The 18998-nt window shown below is 73.2% G+C and carries 14 protein-coding genes and 2 pseudogenes; 7 read left to right on the top strand and 9 right to left on the bottom strand.

Annotated elements, in window-relative coordinates:
* Positions 1-27: 27 nt before the first annotated feature.
* Positions 28-1260: a threonine--tRNA ligase gene (gene thrS / locus AQI70_RS07535; RefSeq protein WP_062145741.1), complete on the bottom strand. Its 1233-nt coding sequence runs from the start codon at positions 1258-1260 to the stop codon at positions 28-30.
* A 256-nt stretch (positions 1261-1516) separates the two neighbouring features.
* On the opposite strand from thrS, the gene AQI70_RS07530 reads away from it, so the two are divergent.
* The 3 genes from AQI70_RS07530 to AQI70_RS07520 all read left to right on the top strand — a co-directional run bounded on the left by AQI70_RS07530 (position 1517) and on the right by AQI70_RS07520 (position 3483).
* Positions 1517-2344, top strand: a complete 828-nt coding sequence (locus AQI70_RS07530; RefSeq protein WP_062145739.1) for a helix-turn-helix domain-containing protein — start codon at positions 1517-1519, stop codon at positions 2342-2344.
* Complete coding sequence (locus tag AQI70_RS07525) at positions 2325-2576, top strand: DUF397 domain-containing protein (protein WP_062145738.1); 252 nt, start codon at positions 2325-2327, stop codon at positions 2574-2576. The genes AQI70_RS07530 and AQI70_RS07525 overlap by 20 nt, the downstream gene beginning before the upstream one ends.
* 127 nt (positions 2577-2703) lie before the next feature.
* Positions 2704-3483: a hypothetical protein gene (locus tag AQI70_RS07520; RefSeq protein ID WP_062145736.1), complete on the top strand. Its 780-nt coding sequence runs from the start codon at positions 2704-2706 to the stop codon at positions 3481-3483.
* Positions 3484-3500: 17 nt separating this feature from the next.
* On the opposite strand, the gene AQI70_RS07515 is transcribed toward AQI70_RS07520, so the two are convergent.
* The 5 genes and pseudogenes from AQI70_RS07515 to AQI70_RS07495 all read right to left on the bottom strand — a co-directional run bounded on the left by AQI70_RS07515 (position 3501) and on the right by AQI70_RS07495 (position 7822).
* Complete coding sequence (locus AQI70_RS07515; protein ID WP_062145734.1) at positions 3501-3776, bottom strand: ribosomal protein L7/L12; 276 nt, start codon at positions 3774-3776, stop codon at positions 3501-3503.
* 29 nt (positions 3777-3805) lie between these two features.
* Positions 3806-4549, bottom strand: coding sequence for a GAF and ANTAR domain-containing protein (locus AQI70_RS07510; RefSeq protein WP_062146513.1), 744 nt, complete (start codon positions 4547-4549; stop codon positions 3806-3808).
* Positions 4550-4687: 138 nt separating this feature from the next.
* Positions 4688-5387 (bottom strand): annotated as a pseudogene (locus AQI70_RS07505) (TIGR03943 family putative permease subunit); the annotation flags it as partial.
* Positions 5384-6388 (bottom strand): annotated as a pseudogene (locus AQI70_RS07500) (permease). The pseudogenes AQI70_RS07500 and AQI70_RS07505, both read right to left, overlap by 4 nt.
* Before the next feature lie 84 nt (positions 6389-6472).
* Positions 6473-7822: a helix-turn-helix domain-containing protein gene (locus AQI70_RS07495; RefSeq protein WP_062145732.1), complete on the bottom strand. Its 1350-nt coding sequence runs from the start codon at positions 7820-7822 to the stop codon at positions 6473-6475.
* Between the two features lie 109 nt (positions 7823-7931).
* On the opposite strand from AQI70_RS07495, the gene AQI70_RS07490 reads away from it, so the two are divergent.
* The gene (locus tag AQI70_RS07490; RefSeq protein WP_062145730.1) at positions 7932-8111 is read left to right on the top strand and encodes a hypothetical protein; all 180 of its coding nucleotides are present in this window, start codon (positions 7932-7934) and stop codon (positions 8109-8111) included.
* Positions 8112-8261: 150 nt separating this feature from the next.
* Here the strand turns inward: AQI70_RS07490 and AQI70_RS07485 are convergent, their stop codons facing one another.
* Positions 8262-12005, bottom strand: a complete 3744-nt coding sequence (locus tag AQI70_RS07485) for an nSTAND1 domain-containing NTPase (RefSeq protein ID WP_062145728.1) — start codon at positions 12003-12005, stop codon at positions 8262-8264.
* Between the two features lie 509 nt (positions 12006-12514).
* On the opposite strand from AQI70_RS07485, the gene AQI70_RS07475 reads away from it, so the two are divergent.
* Positions 12515-14491, top strand: a complete 1977-nt coding sequence (locus AQI70_RS07475) for a hypothetical protein (protein ID WP_062145724.1) — start codon at positions 12515-12517, stop codon at positions 14489-14491.
* On the opposite strand, the gene AQI70_RS07470 is transcribed toward AQI70_RS07475, so the two are convergent.
* Together AQI70_RS07470 and AQI70_RS07465 are read right to left on the bottom strand one after the other, a co-directional pair.
* Positions 14481-15902 (bottom strand): hypothetical protein, encoded by a 1422-nt coding sequence (locus AQI70_RS07470; protein WP_062145722.1) that lies wholly within the window; start codon positions 15900-15902, stop codon positions 14481-14483. The genes AQI70_RS07475 and AQI70_RS07470 overlap by 11 nt on opposite strands.
* A gap of 70 nt (positions 15903-15972) precedes the next feature.
* Complete coding sequence (locus AQI70_RS07465) at positions 15973-17163, bottom strand: PP2C family protein-serine/threonine phosphatase (RefSeq protein WP_062146511.1); 1191 nt, start codon at positions 17161-17163, stop codon at positions 15973-15975.
* Positions 17164-17307: 144 nt separating this feature from the next.
* On the opposite strand from AQI70_RS07465, the gene AQI70_RS07460 reads away from it, so the two are divergent.
* Positions 17308-17796 (top strand): hypothetical protein, encoded by a 489-nt coding sequence (locus tag AQI70_RS07460; protein WP_062145721.1) that lies wholly within the window; start codon positions 17308-17310, stop codon positions 17794-17796.
* A 190-nt stretch (positions 17797-17986) separates the two neighbouring features.
* The gene (locus tag AQI70_RS07455) at positions 17987-18907 is read left to right on the top strand and encodes a hypothetical protein (protein WP_062145719.1); all 921 of its coding nucleotides are present in this window, start codon (positions 17987-17989) and stop codon (positions 18905-18907) included.
* Positions 18908-18998: the final 91 nt, after the last annotated feature.

The following is an 18998-nucleotide window of genomic DNA, read 5'->3' as shown; positions in this document are numbered from 1 at the left end:
AAGCCCTACGTAAGTGACCCTACGGCGTCACTCATCGCCCCACAGCCCGGTACCGCGCGCGGCGACGCGCTCGGCGATCCGGGCGAGGAGTTCCGCGCCGGACACGGTGCCGGGCCGACGCCCGTCCCGCAGCCGTACGGCCGCCGCGTCGCCGCCCGCCTCGGCCTCCCGCTCCCCGATCACCGCCTGGTACGGCACGAGGCGGGCCGCGCGGACGCGGGCGCCGAGGCTGCCGTGCTCGGGGCCGGCGAGTTCGGCGCGCAGGCCCTGGCCGAGGGCCCGGCGCAGCAGGTTCCCCGCCTGGTCGAGCTGTGTGTCCGACACGGGGAGGATGACCAGCTGCACGGGGGCCAGCCAGGCCGGGAAGGCGCCGCCGTGCTGCTCGATGAGGTGCGCGACGGCCCGCTCCACGCTGCCGATGATGCTGCGGTGGACCATGACCGGGCGGTGTTTGGCGCCGTCGGGGCCGATGTAGTGCAGGTCGAAGCGTTCGGGCTGGTGGAAGTCGATCTGGACGGTGGAGAGGGTCGCCTCGCGGCCCGCCGGGTCGGCGATCTGGACGTCGATCTTGGGGCCGTAGAACGCCGCCTCGCCCTCGGCGGCCTCGTACGCGATGCCGGAGCCGTCGAGGACCTCGCGGAGCAGCGCGGTGGCCCGGCGCCACAGCGCGGGGTCGGCGACGTACTTGCCCTTGTCGCCGCCGCCCGGGAGGGAGAGGCGGTGGCGGGCGGCGCGGATGCCGAGGTCGGCGTAGGCGCGGGCGATGAGGTGCAGGGCGGCGCGGGCCTCCTCGACGGCCTGCTCCAGGGTGCAGAAGATATGGGCGTCGTTGAGCTGGATGGCGCGGACCCGGGTGAGGCCGCCGAGCACGCCGGACAGCTCGGAGCGGTACATGCCGCCCAACTCGGCCATGCGGAAGGGCAGTTCGCGGTAGCTGTGCGAGCGGGAGCGGTAGATCAGGGCGTGGTGCGGGCACAGGCTCGGGCGCAGGACGACCTGCTCCGCACCGAGCTCCATCGGCGGGAACATGTCGTCGCTGTAGTGGGACCAGTGCCCGGAGATCTCGTACAGCTCGCGCTTGCCGAGCACGGGTGAGTACACGTGCCGGTAGCCCGCCTCGCGTTCCACCTCGCGGATGTACTCCTCCAGTACGTGCCGGACGATCGCCCCGTCCGGCAGCCAGTACGGCAGGCCCGCGCCCATCAGGGGGTCGGTGTCGAAGAGGTCGAGTTCGCGGCCGAGGCGGCGGTGGTCGTGCATGGCTGCTCCTCCAGGGATACGGACGAGCACCCACGACAAAACCCCGGGGCACTCGCCCCGGGGCTTGAAGATTCGCTCAGGTGTCAGCGCGCCGGGACGGGGTCCGGCGTCGTCGTGAGAGACGGATTGGCGCGCTGCATGGGGCGACGGTAACAGGGGGCGGGCCGGGCGGCCCAGTGATTTTTCCGGTTCCCGTCACCAGCGTGAAGTCATGTGGTTACGCTCAGCTACAGACCGGACTTGGGGGTGTTACGCCTTGGTTCACATTCGCCAACTCGATCCCACGGCCTCTCCGTTGGACTACTTCGGCTACGAGCTGAGGAGGAAACGGGAGGAAGCGGGGCTGACGTTGAAGCAGTTGGGCTCGGTTCTGTTCTGCTCGGGGTCGCTGATCGGCCAGATCGAGACCACGCTGAAGGTGCCGACGCGGGATTTCGCCGAGCGGGTGGATGCGGCGCTGGTGACGGACGGGATGTTCTCGCGGTTGGTGGGGCTGGTGCTGCGCAGCCAGTTGCCGACGTGGTTCCAGCCGTTCGCCGACATGGAGGCGAAGGCGACGTACATCTCCACGTACCAGTGCCAGCTGGTGTACGGGCTGCTGCAGACCAAGACGTACGCACAGGCGGTGATGGAGGTGGACCACACCGACACGCTCGACGAGATGGTGGCGGCACGGATGGAACGGCAGCGCATCCTGGAGCGCGAACAGCCGCCCTCGCTATGGGTCGTACTGGACGAGGCGGTGTTGTATCGGGAGATCGGCGGACGGGAGGTCATGCGCGAGCAACTCGCCCATCTGTTGAGCTTCCAGGACAACCAGTCGGTGCACGTCCAAGTGCTGCCGTTCTCGGTCGGACAGCACTCCGGGGCGATGGGCTCCTTCACTCTCCTGCGCTTCGACGATCACCCCGACCTGTTCTACAGCGAGAGCTACGACCAGGGGCACATGACGGCCAATCCCGCAGTAATCAGGGAGCGTTCCGTCGGTTACGCTCGCCTTCAGGCGGAGGCCCTCTCGCCGAAGGAATCAGCGGCACTGATCGCACGCGTGATGGAGGAACGCTATGGAGCTGAAGTGGCGTAAGTCGTCCTACAGCGGCAGCACCGGCGGCGACTGCGTCGAGTGCGCTCCGCTCGGCTCAGTCGCCTGGCGCAAGTCCTCGTACAGCGGCAGTTCGGGCGGCGAATGCGTCGAGGTCGCCGACCTCACCCCCTGCGTAGCCGTCCGTGACTCCAAGGACCCCGAGGTCGGCACACTCACGCTCTCGCCGGAGGCTTACGTCGCCTTCATCGGGTACGTCGGCGGAGCCCAGTAGCTCCGGGCGGTAGCGGGGCCGTCACCCGGACGGACCGGCGCGCTGGTGGTCGTACTCCTGTGGTGGTGCTTTAGGAACACGTACCCGATCTTGGGCGTGCCCTTGACGCCAGCACAGGAGGCTCGCGATGCCCCGTCCCCCGGCCCGCACCGTCATCGCCTCGACGCTCTCGGCAGCGACCTTGCTGAGCGCGTCCGGCTGTTCCGTCGCCGGGCTGGACCAGGCAACCTCGGCCGTCCGGTCCCCGGACTCCGCCGCGGCCAGCGCCACCGCGCCGCAGACTCCCGCCGCCGCCCCCACGCTCACCGAGGCCCAGGCGCGGGCCGCCCTCATCAGTGAGGCCGATCTCGGGGAACCCTGGGTGGCCACGAAGGGCTTCGCCACCTGGCGGGACTCCATGCTCAAGGCGAGCACCGAGTCGGCCGACTGCCGGCGGCTGCTCGACGCCCTGTACGCGGAGGAGCTCTTCGGCCCCGACGCCCGTACGCGCGCGTCGGTCGGTCTGGACGACGAGTGGAACGAGGCCCAGCTCCGCTACCAGATCGTGGCCCATCGGACCGAGGACATGGACCGGACGCTGGCGTGGCTCGCCGGCCTGCCGGACAAGTGCGGCGAGTTCACGGCGGACGCGCGCGGCGGGGCGATGACCGTCAAGGTGAGCGAGGTCGAGATGCCGGAGGTCGGGGACGCCCGGCAGGGGCTGCACATCGTCCTCAGCGCCGTCTCCGAGTACGAGGAGGCGCCCACGCTCACCCTCCATGTCGCCGCAGTCCGCGTGGGCGACGACGCGATCGCGCTCACCAACGGCGGTCTGGGCGACGTACCGGCCGACGCCACCCGGGCGGCCGTGGAAGTGGGCGCCCAGCGGCTGGCGGAGGTCAGGAAGCAGGGCCGCAGGGAGATCTGACCCCGGACAGCCGGCCGCTAGGCCATGGCCTCGACCGCGTCCTTGGCCTCCTTCAGGCCCGCGCCGGTGATCTCCCGGTAGACCTTGATCGCCTGGATCTTCTTGCCGTCCCGCAGCAGCGCCACGACCTCGCCCATCCGGGGGTCCTCGTGCCGCAGCCCCAAGTGGTCGAGGATCAGGTCGAGTTTGCGCTCGACCCGGGCGACTCGCCGGTCGGCCTGGGAGACCCGGCCCTGGATGGTCAGGACGGCCCAGAGGCCGACCAGTACGAAGAGCAACACCGCTATGTCCATGGTCGACGATCTTAGGCAGCCCGTACGGCCTAATCCTGGTCGAGCCGCAGGCGGTGGGCCACGACGTCATGGGCCACGTCCAGGGCCGTACGCCCGTGCGCGAACGCGTGCGCGCGCAGCCGGGCCAGCGCCTCGTCCGTGGCGACGCCCAGCTGGGCCATGATCATGCCGGTGGCCTGGTAGACATGGTCGTGGTCGGCGGCCAGACCGCTCAGCCACCGTTCGTCCCCCGGCTCGCCCGCCTCCTCGGCGTGGGGCAGCGCCATCAGCGCCACGGTCATCATTCCGGCCATCAGCCGCGCCATGTGCAGTTCCCGGCTGTTGAGATCGCCGGGCGTGTCACGGTAGAGGTCCAGCGTGCCCACGCACACCGTGTCGTTGCCGAGCGGCATCGAGTAGACCGCCCGCACTCCGGCGGCCGTGGCCTGCTGCGCGAAGACCGGCCAGCGTTGCGCGTCCCGCCCGGTCGTCAGGTCGCAGGCCAGCACGGGGGTGCCGCTCTCCGCGGCGGACTGGCAGGGACCGTCGCCCAGGGTGGCCTGGATCTCGGTCACATACGCGGCCTGCGCGCTGCTCGCGCCCAACTGGACCGGCATGCCGTCGCTCTGCAACGACACGCTGGCGCCGGTCACGGGCAGCAGTTCGACGGCGACATCGCAGAGCCGCGCCGGGATCTCACCGGGCCCGACACCGCGTACGCCCTCGGCGATCGCGTCTGCGGCGTCGGCTCGGTCGAGCCCTCGCCCACTTCGTTGATCGTCCCTGGGACGCACGGCAGCCTCCTCACACCGAGTGCGGCCTGCTTCCGCCAAGGGCAGGGCGGCCATCTCACCGCCCGCCCCGGACGACGCCCGACTACCCGTGGCCTGCCCTGCGAAACCCCACGACGGCCACGGCCACTGCCGCGTCCACCGCTTCTCGTACGGGTTCGCCGGCTGCGCGGTCCGCCGTACCGACACGGCGTCCAGGACGGGCGGCCCGGCCCCGTCCGAGCCGAGCGCGCCCTTGTGCCGCCAGATGCCGGTGACGGCGACCCAGGTGTCGACGGGCGGGGCCTCGGCGCCCCGGATCTCGACCTCGCCGGTGGTGGCCGTCGGCGGCGCAGCAGGCCACGAGGAGACGGGTGACGTACCAGGTGCCGTCGTCGTCGCGGGTGACGAAGCCGGTGAGCCGGACCGTGCGGCCCGACAGCGATCGCCCGCTGTCGTAGACCGCCCGGGAGCTGAACTCGGCCAGCGTCAGCCGCAGGGGGTCCCCGGCCGGCAGCGCGGGGAAGGTCCCGACCCCTCGCGCCGCCCGCTGCGCCGCCTCCCGCTCGGCGCTGTAGGAGCCGAGGGCCGGGGGCGGGAAGAGGAGAAGGGCGAGGAGCCAGGCGATACGGGGGTGGTGGCTGTGGCCGCCGTCCTGCGGCCCCTCCCGTCGTCCCCGTCGTCCCCGTAGTCGTACGACCGCCGCCGCCACCGCCAGCGCGACGAGGACGAGGCCGGACACCACCAGGTACGGCCGCAGCGCCGGCTGTACGTACCGCAGGTACAGCTCGCTGAACAGGGAGATCCGCAGGATCGCCGCACCGGTCAGAAGCAGCAGCGCCGCCGGTCCGTAGCACCTCACAGCGGCCACCACCCCGCCAGCGCGCTGCTCGCCACGGCCACGGCCCAGGTGACGGACGAGAACCGCAGGGCGAAGGAGCGGCCGAAGGTGCCCGCCTGGAGGGCGATCAGCTTCAGGTCCACCATCGGCCCGACCACCATGAACGCCAGGCGCGCGGTCGGCGAGAACCCGCTCAGCGAGGCCGCGACGAACGCGTCCGCCTCGCTGCACACGCACAGGACGACCGCCAGCAGCGCCAGGAGCGGCACCGACAGCCAGGGCGAGCCGGTGAACAGGTCCAGCACCGAGCGCGGTACGGCGATGTCGAAGGTCGCGGCGGCCGCCGCGCCGAGCACGAGGAAGCCGCCCGCGTGCAGGAAGTCGTGCTGGAGCCCGGCGGTGAAGGCGCGCAGGCCGGAAGCGGTCGGACCGGCGTGCCGCTCGGGTGGCCGCAGCCACTCCTCGCGGCCGAACCGGGCCCACAGCCGGCCCATCGTCACCGCCGTGGCCAGCGAGGCGACCGCGCGGGCGAGGACCATCTCCGGCTGCCCGGGGAAGGCGACGGACGTGGCCACCGGCACGACCGGGTTGACGGCCGGTGCGGAGAGCAGGAAGGCGCGGGCGGCGGCGGGAGCGACGCCGCGCCGCATGAGGCTCTGAGCCACCGGCACGGACGCGCACTCGCACCCCGGCAGGACGACCCCGGCCGCCCCGGCGACGGGCACGGCGAGGGCCTGGCTGCGGGGCAGCAGCCGGCTGAAGACCCGCTCCGGCACGAACGCCCCGATCGCCGCCGAGACGACCGTCCCGAGCAGCAGGAAGGGCACGCCCTGCACCGCGATCGCCGTGAAGACGGTCCACCAGGCGGCGACGGGCGGGGTGTAGAGGCCGAGGGCGAGCAGGGGGCCGAGGACCTAGACGACCGTGGCGATGGCGAGGAGCGCGGCGCCCCCGAATACGGCGTACACGAGCGCGCGTACGGCGATCCGCAGCCCGTCGGCCACCGTCCGCTGGTTCTCCACGCGCCTGTCCTCGTCCGCCGGTCATGTCCCCGAGATGCCCTCGCGCAAGCCAGCCGGTGCGGCCTGTGCGCAGCCTCGGGTTCCTCACAGAGGAGGCTGTGCGGGTGCGGGTCCGAGGGTGGTGGTGCCGGGGGCCGTACGGTGTCCCAGCCCCGTGCGGTACGCGTCCAGCGCCGCCTCCACCCGGCCGGTGCGGCGCAGCAGATCGCCGAGCAGCCGGCACAGGTCGGCCAGGTCGCCGGCCGCGCCCGCGCGCTCCAGCAGGCTGAGGGCGCGGACGTAGTGCTCCTCGGCGGTCTCGGTGTCGCGGGCGTCCTCGGCGATGATGCCGAGGAGGCGGTGGGCGGCGGCGGAGTGCAGGGCGCCGCGTTCGGGGCTGAGGTCGCTGAGCACCTCGTGCAGGAGGGCGGCGGCCTCGTCGGACTTGCCGCGCCGGTGCAGTACGTCGGCGAGTTCGACGACGACCTGGCTGGTGTAGAGGGCGGCGCGCTGGGCGGTGAGCATGGCCCGCGCCTCGCGCAGTTCCACCTCGGCGCTCTCCAGGTCGCCGTTCTGGGCGTGGACGTAGCCGCGCATCCAGTGGCAGTTGGCGAGTTCGGTACGGATCTGGAGCTGCCGGTACAGCTCGGCGGCCTTGGCGAGGGAGACGTCGGCCTCGGCGATCCGCCCTTCGGCGAGGAGGGTGCGGGCGACCGAGCGGTGCATGCGGGCCACCAGGGCGGGATCGCCGGCCTGCGGGGCGAGGGCGAGGGCGTACTCGGCGGCCTGGGCGGCGCGGGCCTGGGCGCCCATGTCCATGTAGGGGCCGATGACGCTGGCGTAGAGCAGGAGGAGGGCGTCGGGGTCGTGCAGTCCGCCGCGGTTCAGCTCGTCGAGGGTGGACTCCAGCAGGTAGACGGCGTAGCGCAGTTCACCGGCGAGGTAGTGCGAGACGGCGCGTCCGCGCAGGGCGGGGACGCGGGCGGGCAGCGGGGCATCGGCTGCGGTGAGCACCTGCTCGGCCTGCTCGAAGCAGCGCCGGGCCGCGGTCAGTTCGCCCGTGTCGATGCCGCACTCGCCGAGTCCGAGCAGCGCGTCGGCCTCCGCCTCGACGAGCTGGTGCTCGCGCGCCTCGGCGAGCAGGGCGGCGTACTGCTCCGCCGCCGCCTCGGCCTCCCCGGTGGCCAGCGTGCGCTGTGCCTCGGTCAGCCTGAGGCGCAGATCGGTGGCGAGGCGGGCCGGGCGCCCGGTCGCCAGCTCCTCGAACCCGACGCCGAGCCGCTCGGCGAGATGCCTCAGCGCGTCGTCGGAGGGCCGCACCCGGCCGGCCTCCAGTGTGGAGATGTACGCGGGCGTGTAGGCCGGTTCGGCCACCTGCCGCTGGGTCAGCCCGCGTTCGACCCGTAACCGCTGTACGCGGCGTCCGATGGTCCCCGGGTCGTCACGCTCGGCCATGGCCCCCAACTCCCCCTGCACCCTTGCCGTTCGGCTTGGACGACCCCTAGGTTAAACCGTGTATTAAACGCGCTTAATACATTGCTGCTGAGAGCTGTGAGAGGTCGCCGTGCTCGAACGCACCAGCACCACCGAGCGTTATACACGAGGCGTCGCCGCCGCCGTGGTGGCCGTGGCGACACTCATCCTGGCGGCGAACGCGGGCCCGGCCCGGGCGGCGGACCCAGGGCCGGCGTACCAGGTCAGGGACGCCGTACAGACCCAGGGCACGGTTCGGGCCGCGCCCTAGAACTCCGCGCCACGACCGGCCGCCTTCGCTCGGCGCGAAGCCCGGGCGATCATGCCGTGACGCGAGCGGAGGAGGTTGCCCGCGCCACGGCTCCCCCGAGGCTGGCAGCCGGAGAGTTGATCGGCACCCCCTCTCATCAGGGCAAACAATTCAGTGCCCGCACACCTGCCGGTACGGCACATCCCCCGCGTACGTCCGCCACTGCCCCCGCGTCAGCGTCCCGCCCACCCGGGCGCACACCCGCTCCACCACCCGCTCGGGATCGACGACGTACCGCTGGAGGGGGACGTGCGTCCCGGCCGCGTACACCGTGCCGCTGTCCTCGCTGAACGCCACCGAGTCGATCTCCTCGCCCGGCGTCGGCAGAGGTCCGCCCAGCGGCTGCTGGGTGGCCACGTCCCACAGCTGGAGCGTTCCCGACGTGCCGCCCACGGCGAGCGTGCGGCCGTCGGGGCTGAGGGCCAGCGCGCCGACGCCCTCCGGGATGTCGCCGAGCCGGGCCGGAAAGACGCTCCGCAGGACCCCGGCCTTGTGCCGCAGCTCCCCGTCCCACAGCGCGACCCGGCCGGTCCCGTCGCCCACCGCCAGCCGTGCGCCGTCCCCGCTGAAGGCGAGGGCGCCGATCTGGTCGCCCTGGACGAGGTCCTTCCCGGTCACCGTGCCGTGTGGGAGGCGCGCGGTGCGGTTGTCGCCGACCAGCAGTGCGCCGTCGGGGCGGACGGCCAGGTGGCTGCTGTCCAGACCGGTCACCACGGAGACGCGGCGGTGGCCCGCCGTGTCCCACACCTCGTCGCGCAGCTCGCCGATGCCGGGTGTGCGCACGGCGTACAGCGTGCGGCCGCCGGAGCCCAGGGCGAGGCCGATGACCGCCCCGGAGGAGTCGGCGGAGGCCAGGTCCAGGGTGGCCCGGACCCTGCTGCGGCGGACGTCCCAGATGGTGATCCGCTGCGGGGCCGCCTCCCGGCCCGGCGCCGAGACGCCGTACGCGAACAGGCCGCCGTCCGGGCTGAACGCCGTCAGGGCGAGGGTGTCGGCGGGTATCACCGGGTCGGTGCCCTTCCGAGCGGTGGGGAGCGGCGGCGAGGGCAGCGTCCGTACGGCACTCGCCCTGTCGTGGATGTCGCGCAGCTGGAAGCGGTAGCCGGCACCCGTGCCGGTGCCGGTGCGTTCGGCGGTGGCGAGGGTGCGGCCGTCGGGGGCGAGCCGGACGCCGGACAGGGCGTTGTCGTCCTGCCAGGCCGGCGTCACCGCCGTCGCCACGTCCAGGGAGTGGACCGTACCGGCCTCCAGGTAGCGCAGGACGGGGCGCTCGGGGTCCCAGGCGAGGCCGCCGTACACGTACTGGTTGTTGAGGGAGTGCCGGAACACCGGCGCGTCGGGGGACGACAGCCGCCACACCTTGATCTCCGTGCCGTCGGCCGCCGCCAGAAACCTCCCGTCCCGGCTGAAGGCGGTGTACTCGACGCCCGGGACGGTGAGGTCGGCCAGCTGCTTCCCGGTGCCGGTGTCCCAGACGCGCATGCCGGCCGGGGTGACGGCGGCCAGCCGCTGTCCGTCGCCCATGGCCAGCAGAGCGTCGTTGTCGGCGCACGCCTCCTTGTCGCGCGTCCAGTCACCGGGCAGGGTGCGGTGGCCGGCGATGTCCCACACCTGGGGGGTGGCGCCCTGGCGGCCGGTGGGGCAGACGGCGACGGCGCGGGCGTCGGGGGACAGGTCCGCGCTGCCGGCCGCGGCGCTCTCGAACAGCGGCCGGCCGTCGGTGAGGGAGCGCACACGGGCCCGTTCGTCGTCGGCGCCGGTCACCAGATAGGACTCGCCCGCGATGCCGACGTCGGAGAACGCCGGCCACGGCCCGCCGGTCCAGCGTCCGGTGGCCGTGTTCCACAGGCGGATGCCGTCCGCACCGCTCACCGCCACGACCCTTGCGTCGGGGGAGACCGCGCCCACCTGGTCGCCGCCGACCGGCAGCCGGCCCGAGCCGGTGCGGCGGTGCGTGGCCACGTCGTACGTCCGCCAGGTGCGGTCCTCGACGCTGAGCAGGGTGCGGCCGTCCGGAGTGAGGAAGCGGCGGGGGCTGTCGCCGGGGGCCGGGTCGGTGAACGTGTCCTGCTCGGGCTGGGCGAGGGCGCCGAGCAGGGCCCGGCGGGACTCGGGGAGCGGGGAGACGCGCCAGGCGGCGACGCCCAGCAGCATCGCGGTGCGCGGGTCGGTGGTGCGCAGCGAGTCGGCGACGGCGGCGATACGGCGGGCGGCGGTGTCGGTGCGCTGGCGCTCGTTGTCGCGGTGCTGGCTCCACGCCGCCAGGCTCACCAGCAGTGCCACCGCCAGGACCGCGGACAGGGCCGTGACCAGCACCCGGGACCTGCGGGCCGTGCGCGCGGCGGCCCGCTGTTCCGCCGCCCGCGCCTCGACCGCCGCGGCGAGGAACTCCCGTTCCGGCGCGGTCAGCATGCCGTCGTCGTCCGCGAACATCTCCCGCGCGCGCTCCAGCCTGCTGCCCCGGTACAGCCCGCCGGGATCCCGGTCGTGCTCCAGCCAGGCGCGGGCGGCCTCGGTCAGGTGCCGGTGGTGGCGCAGCCGCTCGCGGTCCTCCTCCAGCCAGCCGGACAGCCGCGGCCAGCAGGTGATCAGGGCCTCGTGGGCGAGCTGGACGCCGTCCTCGTCGGCGGTGAGCAGCCGGGCGCGGGCCAGCCGCTCGACCACCTGCGGCACCTCCGGGTCGGTCCACTCGGCGAGATCGGCGCGGGTCAGCGGGCGCCGGGTGTCGGGGGTGCCCCGGCCCGGCTCGACCAGCCGCAGCAGCAGATGCCGGGCGGTGCGCGCCTGGGCCTCGGTCAGCTGCTCGTACACCTCCTCCGCCGTCGCCGCGATCGCGCCGCGCACCCCGCCGGCCGCCTGGTACGCGGCCAGGGTGAGCACCCGGCCCTTGCGCCGCCGCCAGGTCTCCAGCAGCGCGTGCGAGAGCATGGGCAGCCCGCCGGGCTGGTCGACGACCTCCCCGACGATCCGCGCGGTCAGCTCCCGCTCCACCAGCAGTCCGGCGGCCTGCGCCGGCTTGGTCACCGCCGCCCGCAGTTCGTCGGCCGTCATCGGTCCGAGCAGCAGCCCGGCACCGGTCAGCGCGTCCGCCAGGCCCCGGTGCTCGGAGCAGCGGGCGTAGAAGTCGGCCCGTACGCTGACCAGCACCCGCAGCCGGCTGTCCGGATCGCGGGCGGTGAGCAGCAGGTCGATGAAGCGGGCCCGTTCCTCGCGGTCCCGGCACAGGGTGAAGGCCTCCTCGAACTGGTCGACCACCACCCAGCTCTCCGGCTCGTCCTCGGCGGGGGCCAGCAGGTGGCCGTACGTCTGCGCGGGCCGCGCGCCCGGGGTGAGCACCCGCAGCACCGCCGGGCGGCTGCGGCGGGCGATCTCCTCGCGCAGGGCGGGGATCAGCCCGGCCCGCAGCAGCGAGGACTTGCCGCTGCCGGACGCCCCGAACAGCACCGCGAACCGGTGGTCGCACACCAGTCGGTGCAGCTCCTCGACCATGCGGTCCCGGCCGAAGAACAGATGCCGGTCGGCGGGCTCGAAGCGGGCCAGGCCCCGGTACGGCGGTGCGCTGTCCGCGGGCTCCTCGCGCACCGCCTCGGCGACCGCCGCCTCCGCCTCCTTCCAGCGGACCTCCCACTCGGCGGGGTCGCCGCCGCAGGCCCTGACGTACCCCTGGGCGACGGCCAGGGACGGCAGCCGCTCGCCGGCCGCGGCCTGCGACAGCGTTGTCGCGGAGAAGCCGGCCGCCTCGGCCATGCGCCGGTACGAGGGGCTGCCCGCGGCCTTGCGCACCTCGCGGAGGTCGTGGGCGAACCGGGCGACGGGACCGGCCGCCGGGTCCAGGGGTCTTTCGGGACGGCCCATGCGTACGTACCTCCACGCAGCCGACGGACAAATCAGAAATGATCATGGAATTTAATTGTCCTGACAAAGGAGATGCGTAAATCGATTCCCCGGTTCCCACTGAATTGATTGCCCTGGTCAGGGGCCAACACGGCTGGGGGTGGGGGGTGGGTCGGCGGCTTAATTGAAATCGGCCCGGCTGGACCCGGGCACCGGCAAGTGGGACACGCCCGCCCTGGTCACCATGGAGAACATGGCCAAGACGCCGCGCGACGCCCTGTGGAACTCCAACGCGCGCGACGACAACAAGTGGGGCCTGGCCAACTTCCCGCGCCCCACCCCGAACCGCCCCGGCGAGGACACTCCCCCCTGTCCCGCCGGGGGCTTCCATGTTCACACCCGCCTCTTAAGCACCGTTTCACCCCGCTGTCAGCGCCATGACCTAGCCTTCGATCACTCACGGCGGCGCGCGTGGCCTCTTCTGCCGCGGCCGCCCTTCTCGCTTCTTTCGTTCCGGGGGGTTCGAAACCGTGCGCAGACGCACTCTCCCTGCCGCGACAGCGCTCGCGGTCCTGTTCAGCTCGGTCGCCCTGGTCGCGACCGGCGCCGGGCCGGCCGCGGCCGACTCCAGCACGTCCCTTCCCCTGAAGTCGACCGGCGACATGGTCGTCGACGGGGTCCACCAGCGGGTCTTCATCAGCGACCCGACCGCAGGCCAGGTCGTCGTCACCGACTACGCGGGCGCGGTCGTCGGCACCGTCGGCTCGCTGCCCGGCGTGCGTGGCCTGGAGTTGTCGCCGGACTCGGGCACGGTGTACGCGGCCGTGGGCGACGCCGACGCGATCGTGGCCATCGACACGGCGACCGCGACCGAGGCCCACCGCTACTCCACCGGCACCGCCGACCCCCGCTACCTCGCCGAGACCGGCGGCAAGATCTGGTTCGGCTACGGCGGCGCCGCCCAGGGCAACATCGGCTCCCTCGACCTGAGCGGCACCGACCCGGTCGTCACCCTGAACCAGGCGCCCACCAACGCCTGGTACTCGGCCCCGATCCTGGACGCCTCCGCCGGCGCCCCGGGCACCCTGGTCGCGGGCGCCCCCGACCAGAGCCCGGTCGTCCTCGCGGTCTACGACGTCTCCTCGGGCACGCCGAGCGAGACCGCGCACGCCTTCGACCCCGGCGACACGGGCGGCGGCAACCTGATGGACCTGGCCGTCACGCCCGACGGCAAGGACGTCGTCACGGCCAGCGGCTTCCCGTACTACCAGGCCGTCTACAAGCTCACGGACCTGTCCAAGGACGGGACGTACCCCACCAACCCGTACCCGAACGCGGTGGACATCGCCCCGAACGGCGACGTCGCGGCGGGCACCAGCTCCACGGACGAGCCGGACGTCCACGTCTTCAAGCCGGGCACCACGCTCCCGCTGAAGGAGTACGACCTCGGCTCCGACCAGCTCACCGCGCGCGGGCTCGCCTGGGCGCCGGACGCGAGCAAGCTGTTCGCGGTGTCCCGCACCGCCGGTGACGGCTACGCGCTGCACGTCCACGACGACCCGACGAAGACGTCCAGCACCCTCACGGTCAACGCCCCCGCCACCGCCACCCGCGCCAAGCCCCTCACCCTCACCGGCACGCTGACCTCCTCGGCCGCGTTCCCGGCGGGCACCACGGTCTCCGTCACCCGTACCGACGACGAGTCCCCGAGCGGCAAGGCGCTCGGCACGGCGAACGTCGCCGCGGACGGCTCGTATTCCTTCACGGACACCCCGCCGGCCGGCGGCACGGTCAAGTACACCGTCACGTACGCGGGCGACGCGGACCACGCGGGCGCCACGGCCTCGGACTCGGTGTCCGTGGCCAAGACAGCGACCACCCTCACGCTGGACAACAACCTCAAGACGTACGGCTACGGCAGCTACGTCACCTTCACCGCGCACCTCGGCACCACGTACAAGAACCGCACAGTGGAGATCTGGGCCGACCCGTACGGCTCCGACAAGCCCAACGCGCTCGTGAAGAAGGGCACGGCCGACTCCAGCGGCAACCTGTCCGCGACCGTCCACCTCACCCGCGACACCAAGGTCAGCGCGAAGTTCACGGGCGACACGCGGTACGCGGCGAAGACGGTGACCAACACCGTCTACACCAAGGTGAAGATCTCGACGTCGCTGAGCGGCGCCTACAAGACGGCCACCGCCTGGAACGCGACGTACTACTACTTCCGCCAGTCCAAGGACCCGGTCTACAACACCACGATGACGCCGTACCCGGGCCGCAAGTACCAGTTCCAGGTCCAGGCCTACTCCGACGGCGCCTGGCACACCACGGACACCGAGTACTTCGCGCTCGACTCCTACGGCAAGGACTCGGTCGTCCTGGACGGCACCCCGCCCACCGGCGTCCGCTTCCGGCTCCGCTCCTCCTACATCGACACGAAGTCGGGCGACAACGTCAACACGACGACATACGGCGCCTGGAAGTACTTCATCTTCACGAAGTGACCCCTGTCTGCAGCTGCTTCAGCTGCTGAAGGACGTTCTCCAGAGCGCCCCGCCGTCGTCCCGGCACTCGGCCCCGTAGCTCCGCGAGCACGGGGCCGAGTTCACGTGCGGGGGCGGCGTCCTTGATCTGCCCCCACTGGTGGTGGGCCCGGTCCACCGCCGCCTCGACCGCGGGCGCGTCCGGCGCCTGTCCCGCGGAGAGCCGGGCCGAGGCGACCGTCAGCCAGGTGCGGCAGCTGCGCACCGCGTCCCCCGCCAGCATCGCCAGATCCGCGCGGACCTCGATCCAGTGCAGGGCCTCCTCCGACGCGGGCCCGAGGGCACGCAGGGCGACCTGCTCGAAGTGAGCGGCCAACGCCTCGGCCTCACCGTGCCGGCCGCCCTCCACGGCAGCGGCGATGGCAGCGTGCGGGTCGACCGGCGCGGGGCCCTGAGCGGGGCTCTGAGCGGAGCCCTGAGCGGGGCTTTGCGCCGGGGTCTGAGCGGAGCCCTGAGCGGGGCTGTGCGCGGGAATCGGGGGAGCACCGGGGGCGGGGCTGGGCGCAGGGCCGGGTGCAGGGATCTGCGCGGGACCTTGCGGGGGCGCCGGCAGCAGAACCAGCGTGGGTTCCGGCACCGGGCTCGGCAGGGGACGCTCCGGCGGCTGCGGCACGGCCTGCGCACGCTCTGACACCTCGACCGACACGGCCCCGACCGGTACAGCCTCGACCGGCACAGCACTCCCCGGAAGCGGAGGCGGCAAGGCCGGTGCGGGACCCTGCGGCGGGATCTGCGTACCGCTCTGGGCCGTGAGCACGATGTCGATGCCCATGCCGCCCTCGGGTGAGATCCGTGCCAGCGCCTGCTGGTGGAGCTGGTCGAGGGGCGGGCGGTGGCCGCTGCGCAGCAGGGTCGCGACGGCCTTCATGTACGCCGGAGCCGCCACCGTACGGCGGTTCGGCGGCGGGGCGATACGGCCGTAGACCGCGTTGTTGCGCCCCGAGTCCAGGGGATGGGCGCGCAGCCACTCCCAGGTCTCGGTGTCGGCGTGCAGGTCGAGGACGAGGGTCGTCGAGCCCGGTGCGCGAAGGCGCAGTTCCTCGCGGATCCAGTGCCAGGGGAAGCCGGTGTAGCGGACGGTCGGCGGGGTCGTCCGGGCCAGCGCGAGGTGGGGCAGGTGCTGGCGGCGGTCCAGTTGCAGCTGGCCGGTGACGAAGACGGTGAGCGGGCCCGGGGCGATCGCGGCGGCGCGCAGCCGGGTGAGGACGGCCTGCGGTTCCAGCGGGTCGGCGAGTTCCACGACGTTCGCCGTGTCCGTGCCGGACAGCACCGGCGGCGCGACCGCGGCGAGCACCGGGAGCACGGAGGCGGCGTCCACCAGACAGCCCCTGCCCGCCGGGGCGGCGGCCAGCAGCAGCACGGTTCCGGGCATCGGTCCCTCCCCATCCCCCGTCGATCACGTACGGCAGCACCGTAACCGCTGCGGCTGCAAAGAGGGGATCTCAGGGCTGCAAACGTCCGTTTCCCTCCCCATTCCCCCGGCCGGCCCGCCGCCGTACCGCGAACACCGTGGTGTCGTCGGCGAGATGCCCGCCGCAGTGCCGCAGCGTGCTCTCCCGGACGAAGGCGACCAGGCGCCGGGGCTGCGCGATGCCCGGGTCGGCGGCGACGGCCTCGGCGACCTCGGTGGCGAGCGGGTAGAAGACGCCGTCGCCGTCCCGGGCCTCGGTCACCCCGTCCGTGGTCAGCAGCAGCGTCTCGCCGGGCGCGAGGGGCACCCGGCGCACGGGCGGCGGGCCGTCGGTGGGGGCGAGTTCCCCGAGGCCGAGGGGGAGGCCGTGGGCGGGCAGCAGCGACCGTACGCCGTCGGGGCCGACGACGAGCGGGGACTCGTGGCCGAGGACGACGGCGTCCATCGCGTCCGGCTGCTCCTGCGGGAAGCCCAGCAGGACGGCGGTGGCGAACCGGTCGCCGTCCTCGCCGCCGAGGGCCGTGCGCATCCGGATGTGCCGCTGCATGCGCACCTCCAGACGTACGGCGACCGTCGTCAGGTCCGGCTCGTGGTAGGCGGCCTCACGGAAGGTGCCGAGCAGCGCGGCCGCCGCCTCCACGGCCGCCAGCCCCTTGCCCTGGACGTCGCCGAGGATCACGCGGGTGCCGTGCAGGCCGGTCTGGATGTCGTAGAAGTCGCCGCCGACGCGGGCCTCGCTGTCGGCCGCGAGATACACAGCCGCGTGGTCGAGGCCGCCCCAGCCCGGCGGCAGCGGGCGCAGCACGGTGCGGCGGATGGTGGCGGCGACGTCCTCCATGTGCAGCATGCGCCGCTCACCGCGCACCCGGACCACGCAGGCCAGCGTGGCGAGGACGCCGCCGATGCCGGCGAGGACGAGGTCGGGCAGGCCGGCCTGGTACTCGTGCGGCAGGACGGCGTCCGCGGCGATGTACGTGACCGGCGCGAGCACCGCGAACACGGCCGTGCCCCACACTCCGCAGATCGCGGCGGCGATGCCGGGGACCAGCACGATCCAGGAGAGGATCCGGAAGTCGCTGCTGGTCCGGAAGTCGACCAGGACGATGCCGACGAGCAGCAGCAGCGGCGGCACCCAGGCGACACTGCGACCGCGCACGCGCAGCAGCTGCGGTCGGCGCACGTCGTCCTGCGGGCCGGCTTCACCGTCGCTTACGGCCCTCATGGGCTTCAGCGAAACACGCCGTTGGTTCAGCCGCATCCGGGTACCCGGGGTTCCCGTGGCCGTGCCCGGGGCCGCCGCCGACTTGCCGGCCGACGGTCTCAGGTGTGCGCTGGATGGCGGGGGCGAGGAGAGAGGAGAGCTCTCATGGCTCATGCGGCACCCGCGCCCGGCGGACGGGCCGGAAGGACGGGCCCCACGGGCGCGCCGAGCGCCACGGACACGACGACCGGCGCGCGTGGCCTGCCCGACGTCTTCAGCGCGCGGACGCACCGCGTCGCGAGCGTCGCCGTACCGATCGTCCTCGGGCTCCTCTACGGCTACTGGGCCGCGGCCAACCGGCGCTCCGGCGGCGAGATCACCGGCTGGAACCTGCTCTTCGGCTTCGTCACCGCGGCCGCGTTCACGCTGCTGTACATCGCCGTGCGCTGGGTCGCCTCGCGCACGATCCGCGAGGTGCACGCACTGCTGTGGTTCGCCTTCACGGGCAGCGCGTTCGGGTTCCTGTACAGCCAGGCCGACGTGACCGTGCTCCGGTCCGCGATCATGGGCGCCGTGATCGGCGCGGGCTTCTTCGCGGTGCTGTTCTACCGCTACTACACCCACGAGGACGCCCAGGGCCACCGGATCAGGTGAGGGGCGAGCACGGATCGGCCCCGGCCGCCACTGGCGCCGGGGCCGCCCCATTCCCCTTCATCCACCCACGAACACGCCCTGGATCCATGAGACACCCGTTCGGGTGAACGCTCCACCGGAGAGCGGAATCGTGCGGCCGTATGCAGTCACGCGGCTGGCACATCCACCCCCGTGACCCTTGCCTGAAGAGGTGCCCACCCGTCTGCGGAACGCCCTGTCGGCAGCGCTGATCGCCCTGTCGTGCCTCCTCGTGCCGTTCGGCGCGCTGGCGGCCTGGGTGACGTACGGGCTCGCCGACACGGGCCGCTACGTCACCGCGATGGCGCCGCTGGCCGCCGATCCGGCCGTGCAGGGCGCGGTGGCGGACACCGTCGGGGCCGGGATCCTGCACGAGGTGGCCCCACGGCTCGACCCCGGGCTCGGCACCCGTGACGAGCAGGGCACCCTGCGTCCCTTCGTGTACGACGCGGTGCGCTCGTTCACCCGGAGCGAGGCCTTCCACACGGCGTGGGACGCGAGCAACAGGGCGATCCACGACGCGGTGCTGAGCGCCCTCCACGACGGGCGCGACCGCCCGGTCACCGTCGACCTGGCCCCGGTCACCGCGCAGGTCAAACGCCACCTCGCCGACGACCACGTCCCGTTGGCGCACCGCATCCCGGTCGAGCACACCGAGGTCGCCGTGCTCCCGGCGCACGAGCTGGACCGGCTCAGGAAGGGATACGACGTGCTCGAAGTCGCCGGTTTCTGGCTGCCCGTCTCGGCCGCCGTCCTCGCCGCGACGGGCATCGCCGTCGCCGCCTGCCGCCGCCGCGCGGTCACGGCGACCGCGCTGGGCACGGCCCTCGGCGGCGCGTTCCTGCTCCTCGCGGTGGCGATCGGCCGCCAGCTCACCCTGGCCGACCTGACCGAGGCGGCCCATCGCCCGGCCGCGGGCGCGGTCTACGACGCCCTGACCGCCACCCTGCGCACGGTGTCCTGGCTGCTCATCGTCCTCGGCCTGGCAGTAGCCCTCCTCTGCCGCCTCACCCAACTGCTCGCACAACACCGACAAGCATCCCCAACGCCCACCGCAGACCCGACTCCGAAACCGACCCGAGCCCGAGCCTGACGGCATCCGGCGTGCGGTTCGGATCGACGGTGAAGGCGGGGCCCCGGCCTCACGGCGACCCCGCGCCCAGCCGCCACGGCGGCGAAAGTGT

Origin of the sequence: Streptomyces curacoi, from assembly GCF_001513975.1 — a bacterium.
In the GTDB taxonomy this organism is placed as follows: domain Bacteria; phylum Actinomycetota; class Actinomycetes; order Streptomycetales; family Streptomycetaceae; genus Streptomyces; species Streptomyces curacoi.
The sequence above is the reverse complement of the archived record's forward strand: the minus strand, read 5'-3'. Positions and strand labels throughout refer to the sequence as shown.

What these genes read in the sequence shown, in the direction of transcription:
- AQI70_RS07495 (WP_062145732.1), bottom strand. Translation starts at nt 7,822, where the DNA reads ATGGCCGAGCGTGACGACCCGGGGACCATCGGACGCCGCGTACAGCGG.
- AQI70_RS07465 (WP_062146511.1), bottom strand. Translation starts at nt 17,163, where the DNA reads ATGAGGGCCGTAAGCGACGGTGAAGCCGGCCCGCAGGACGACGTGCGC.
- AQI70_RS07520 (WP_062145736.1), top strand. Translation starts at nt 2,704, where the DNA reads ATGCCCCGTCCCCCGGCCCGCACCGTCATCGCCTCGACGCTCTCGGCA.
- AQI70_RS07515 (WP_062145734.1), bottom strand. Translation starts at nt 3,776, where the DNA reads ATGGACATAGCGGTGTTGCTCTTCGTACTGGTCGGCCTCTGGGCCGTC.
- AQI70_RS07525 (WP_062145738.1), top strand. Translation starts at nt 2,325, where the DNA reads ATGGAGCTGAAGTGGCGTAAGTCGTCCTACAGCGGCAGCACCGGCGGC.
- AQI70_RS07470 (WP_062145722.1), bottom strand. Translation starts at nt 15,902, where the DNA reads ATGCCCGGAACCGTGCTGCTGCTGGCCGCCGCCCCGGCGGGCAGGGGC.
- AQI70_RS07460 (WP_062145721.1), top strand. Translation starts at nt 17,308, where the DNA reads ATGGCTCATGCGGCACCCGCGCCCGGCGGACGGGCCGGAAGGACGGGC.
- AQI70_RS07485 (WP_062145728.1), bottom strand. Translation starts at nt 12,005, where the DNA reads ATGGGCCGTCCCGAAAGACCCCTGGACCCGGCGGCCGGTCCCGTCGCC.
- thrS (WP_062145741.1), bottom strand. Translation starts at nt 1,260, where the DNA reads ATGCACGACCACCGCCGCCTCGGCCGCGAACTCGACCTCTTCGACACC.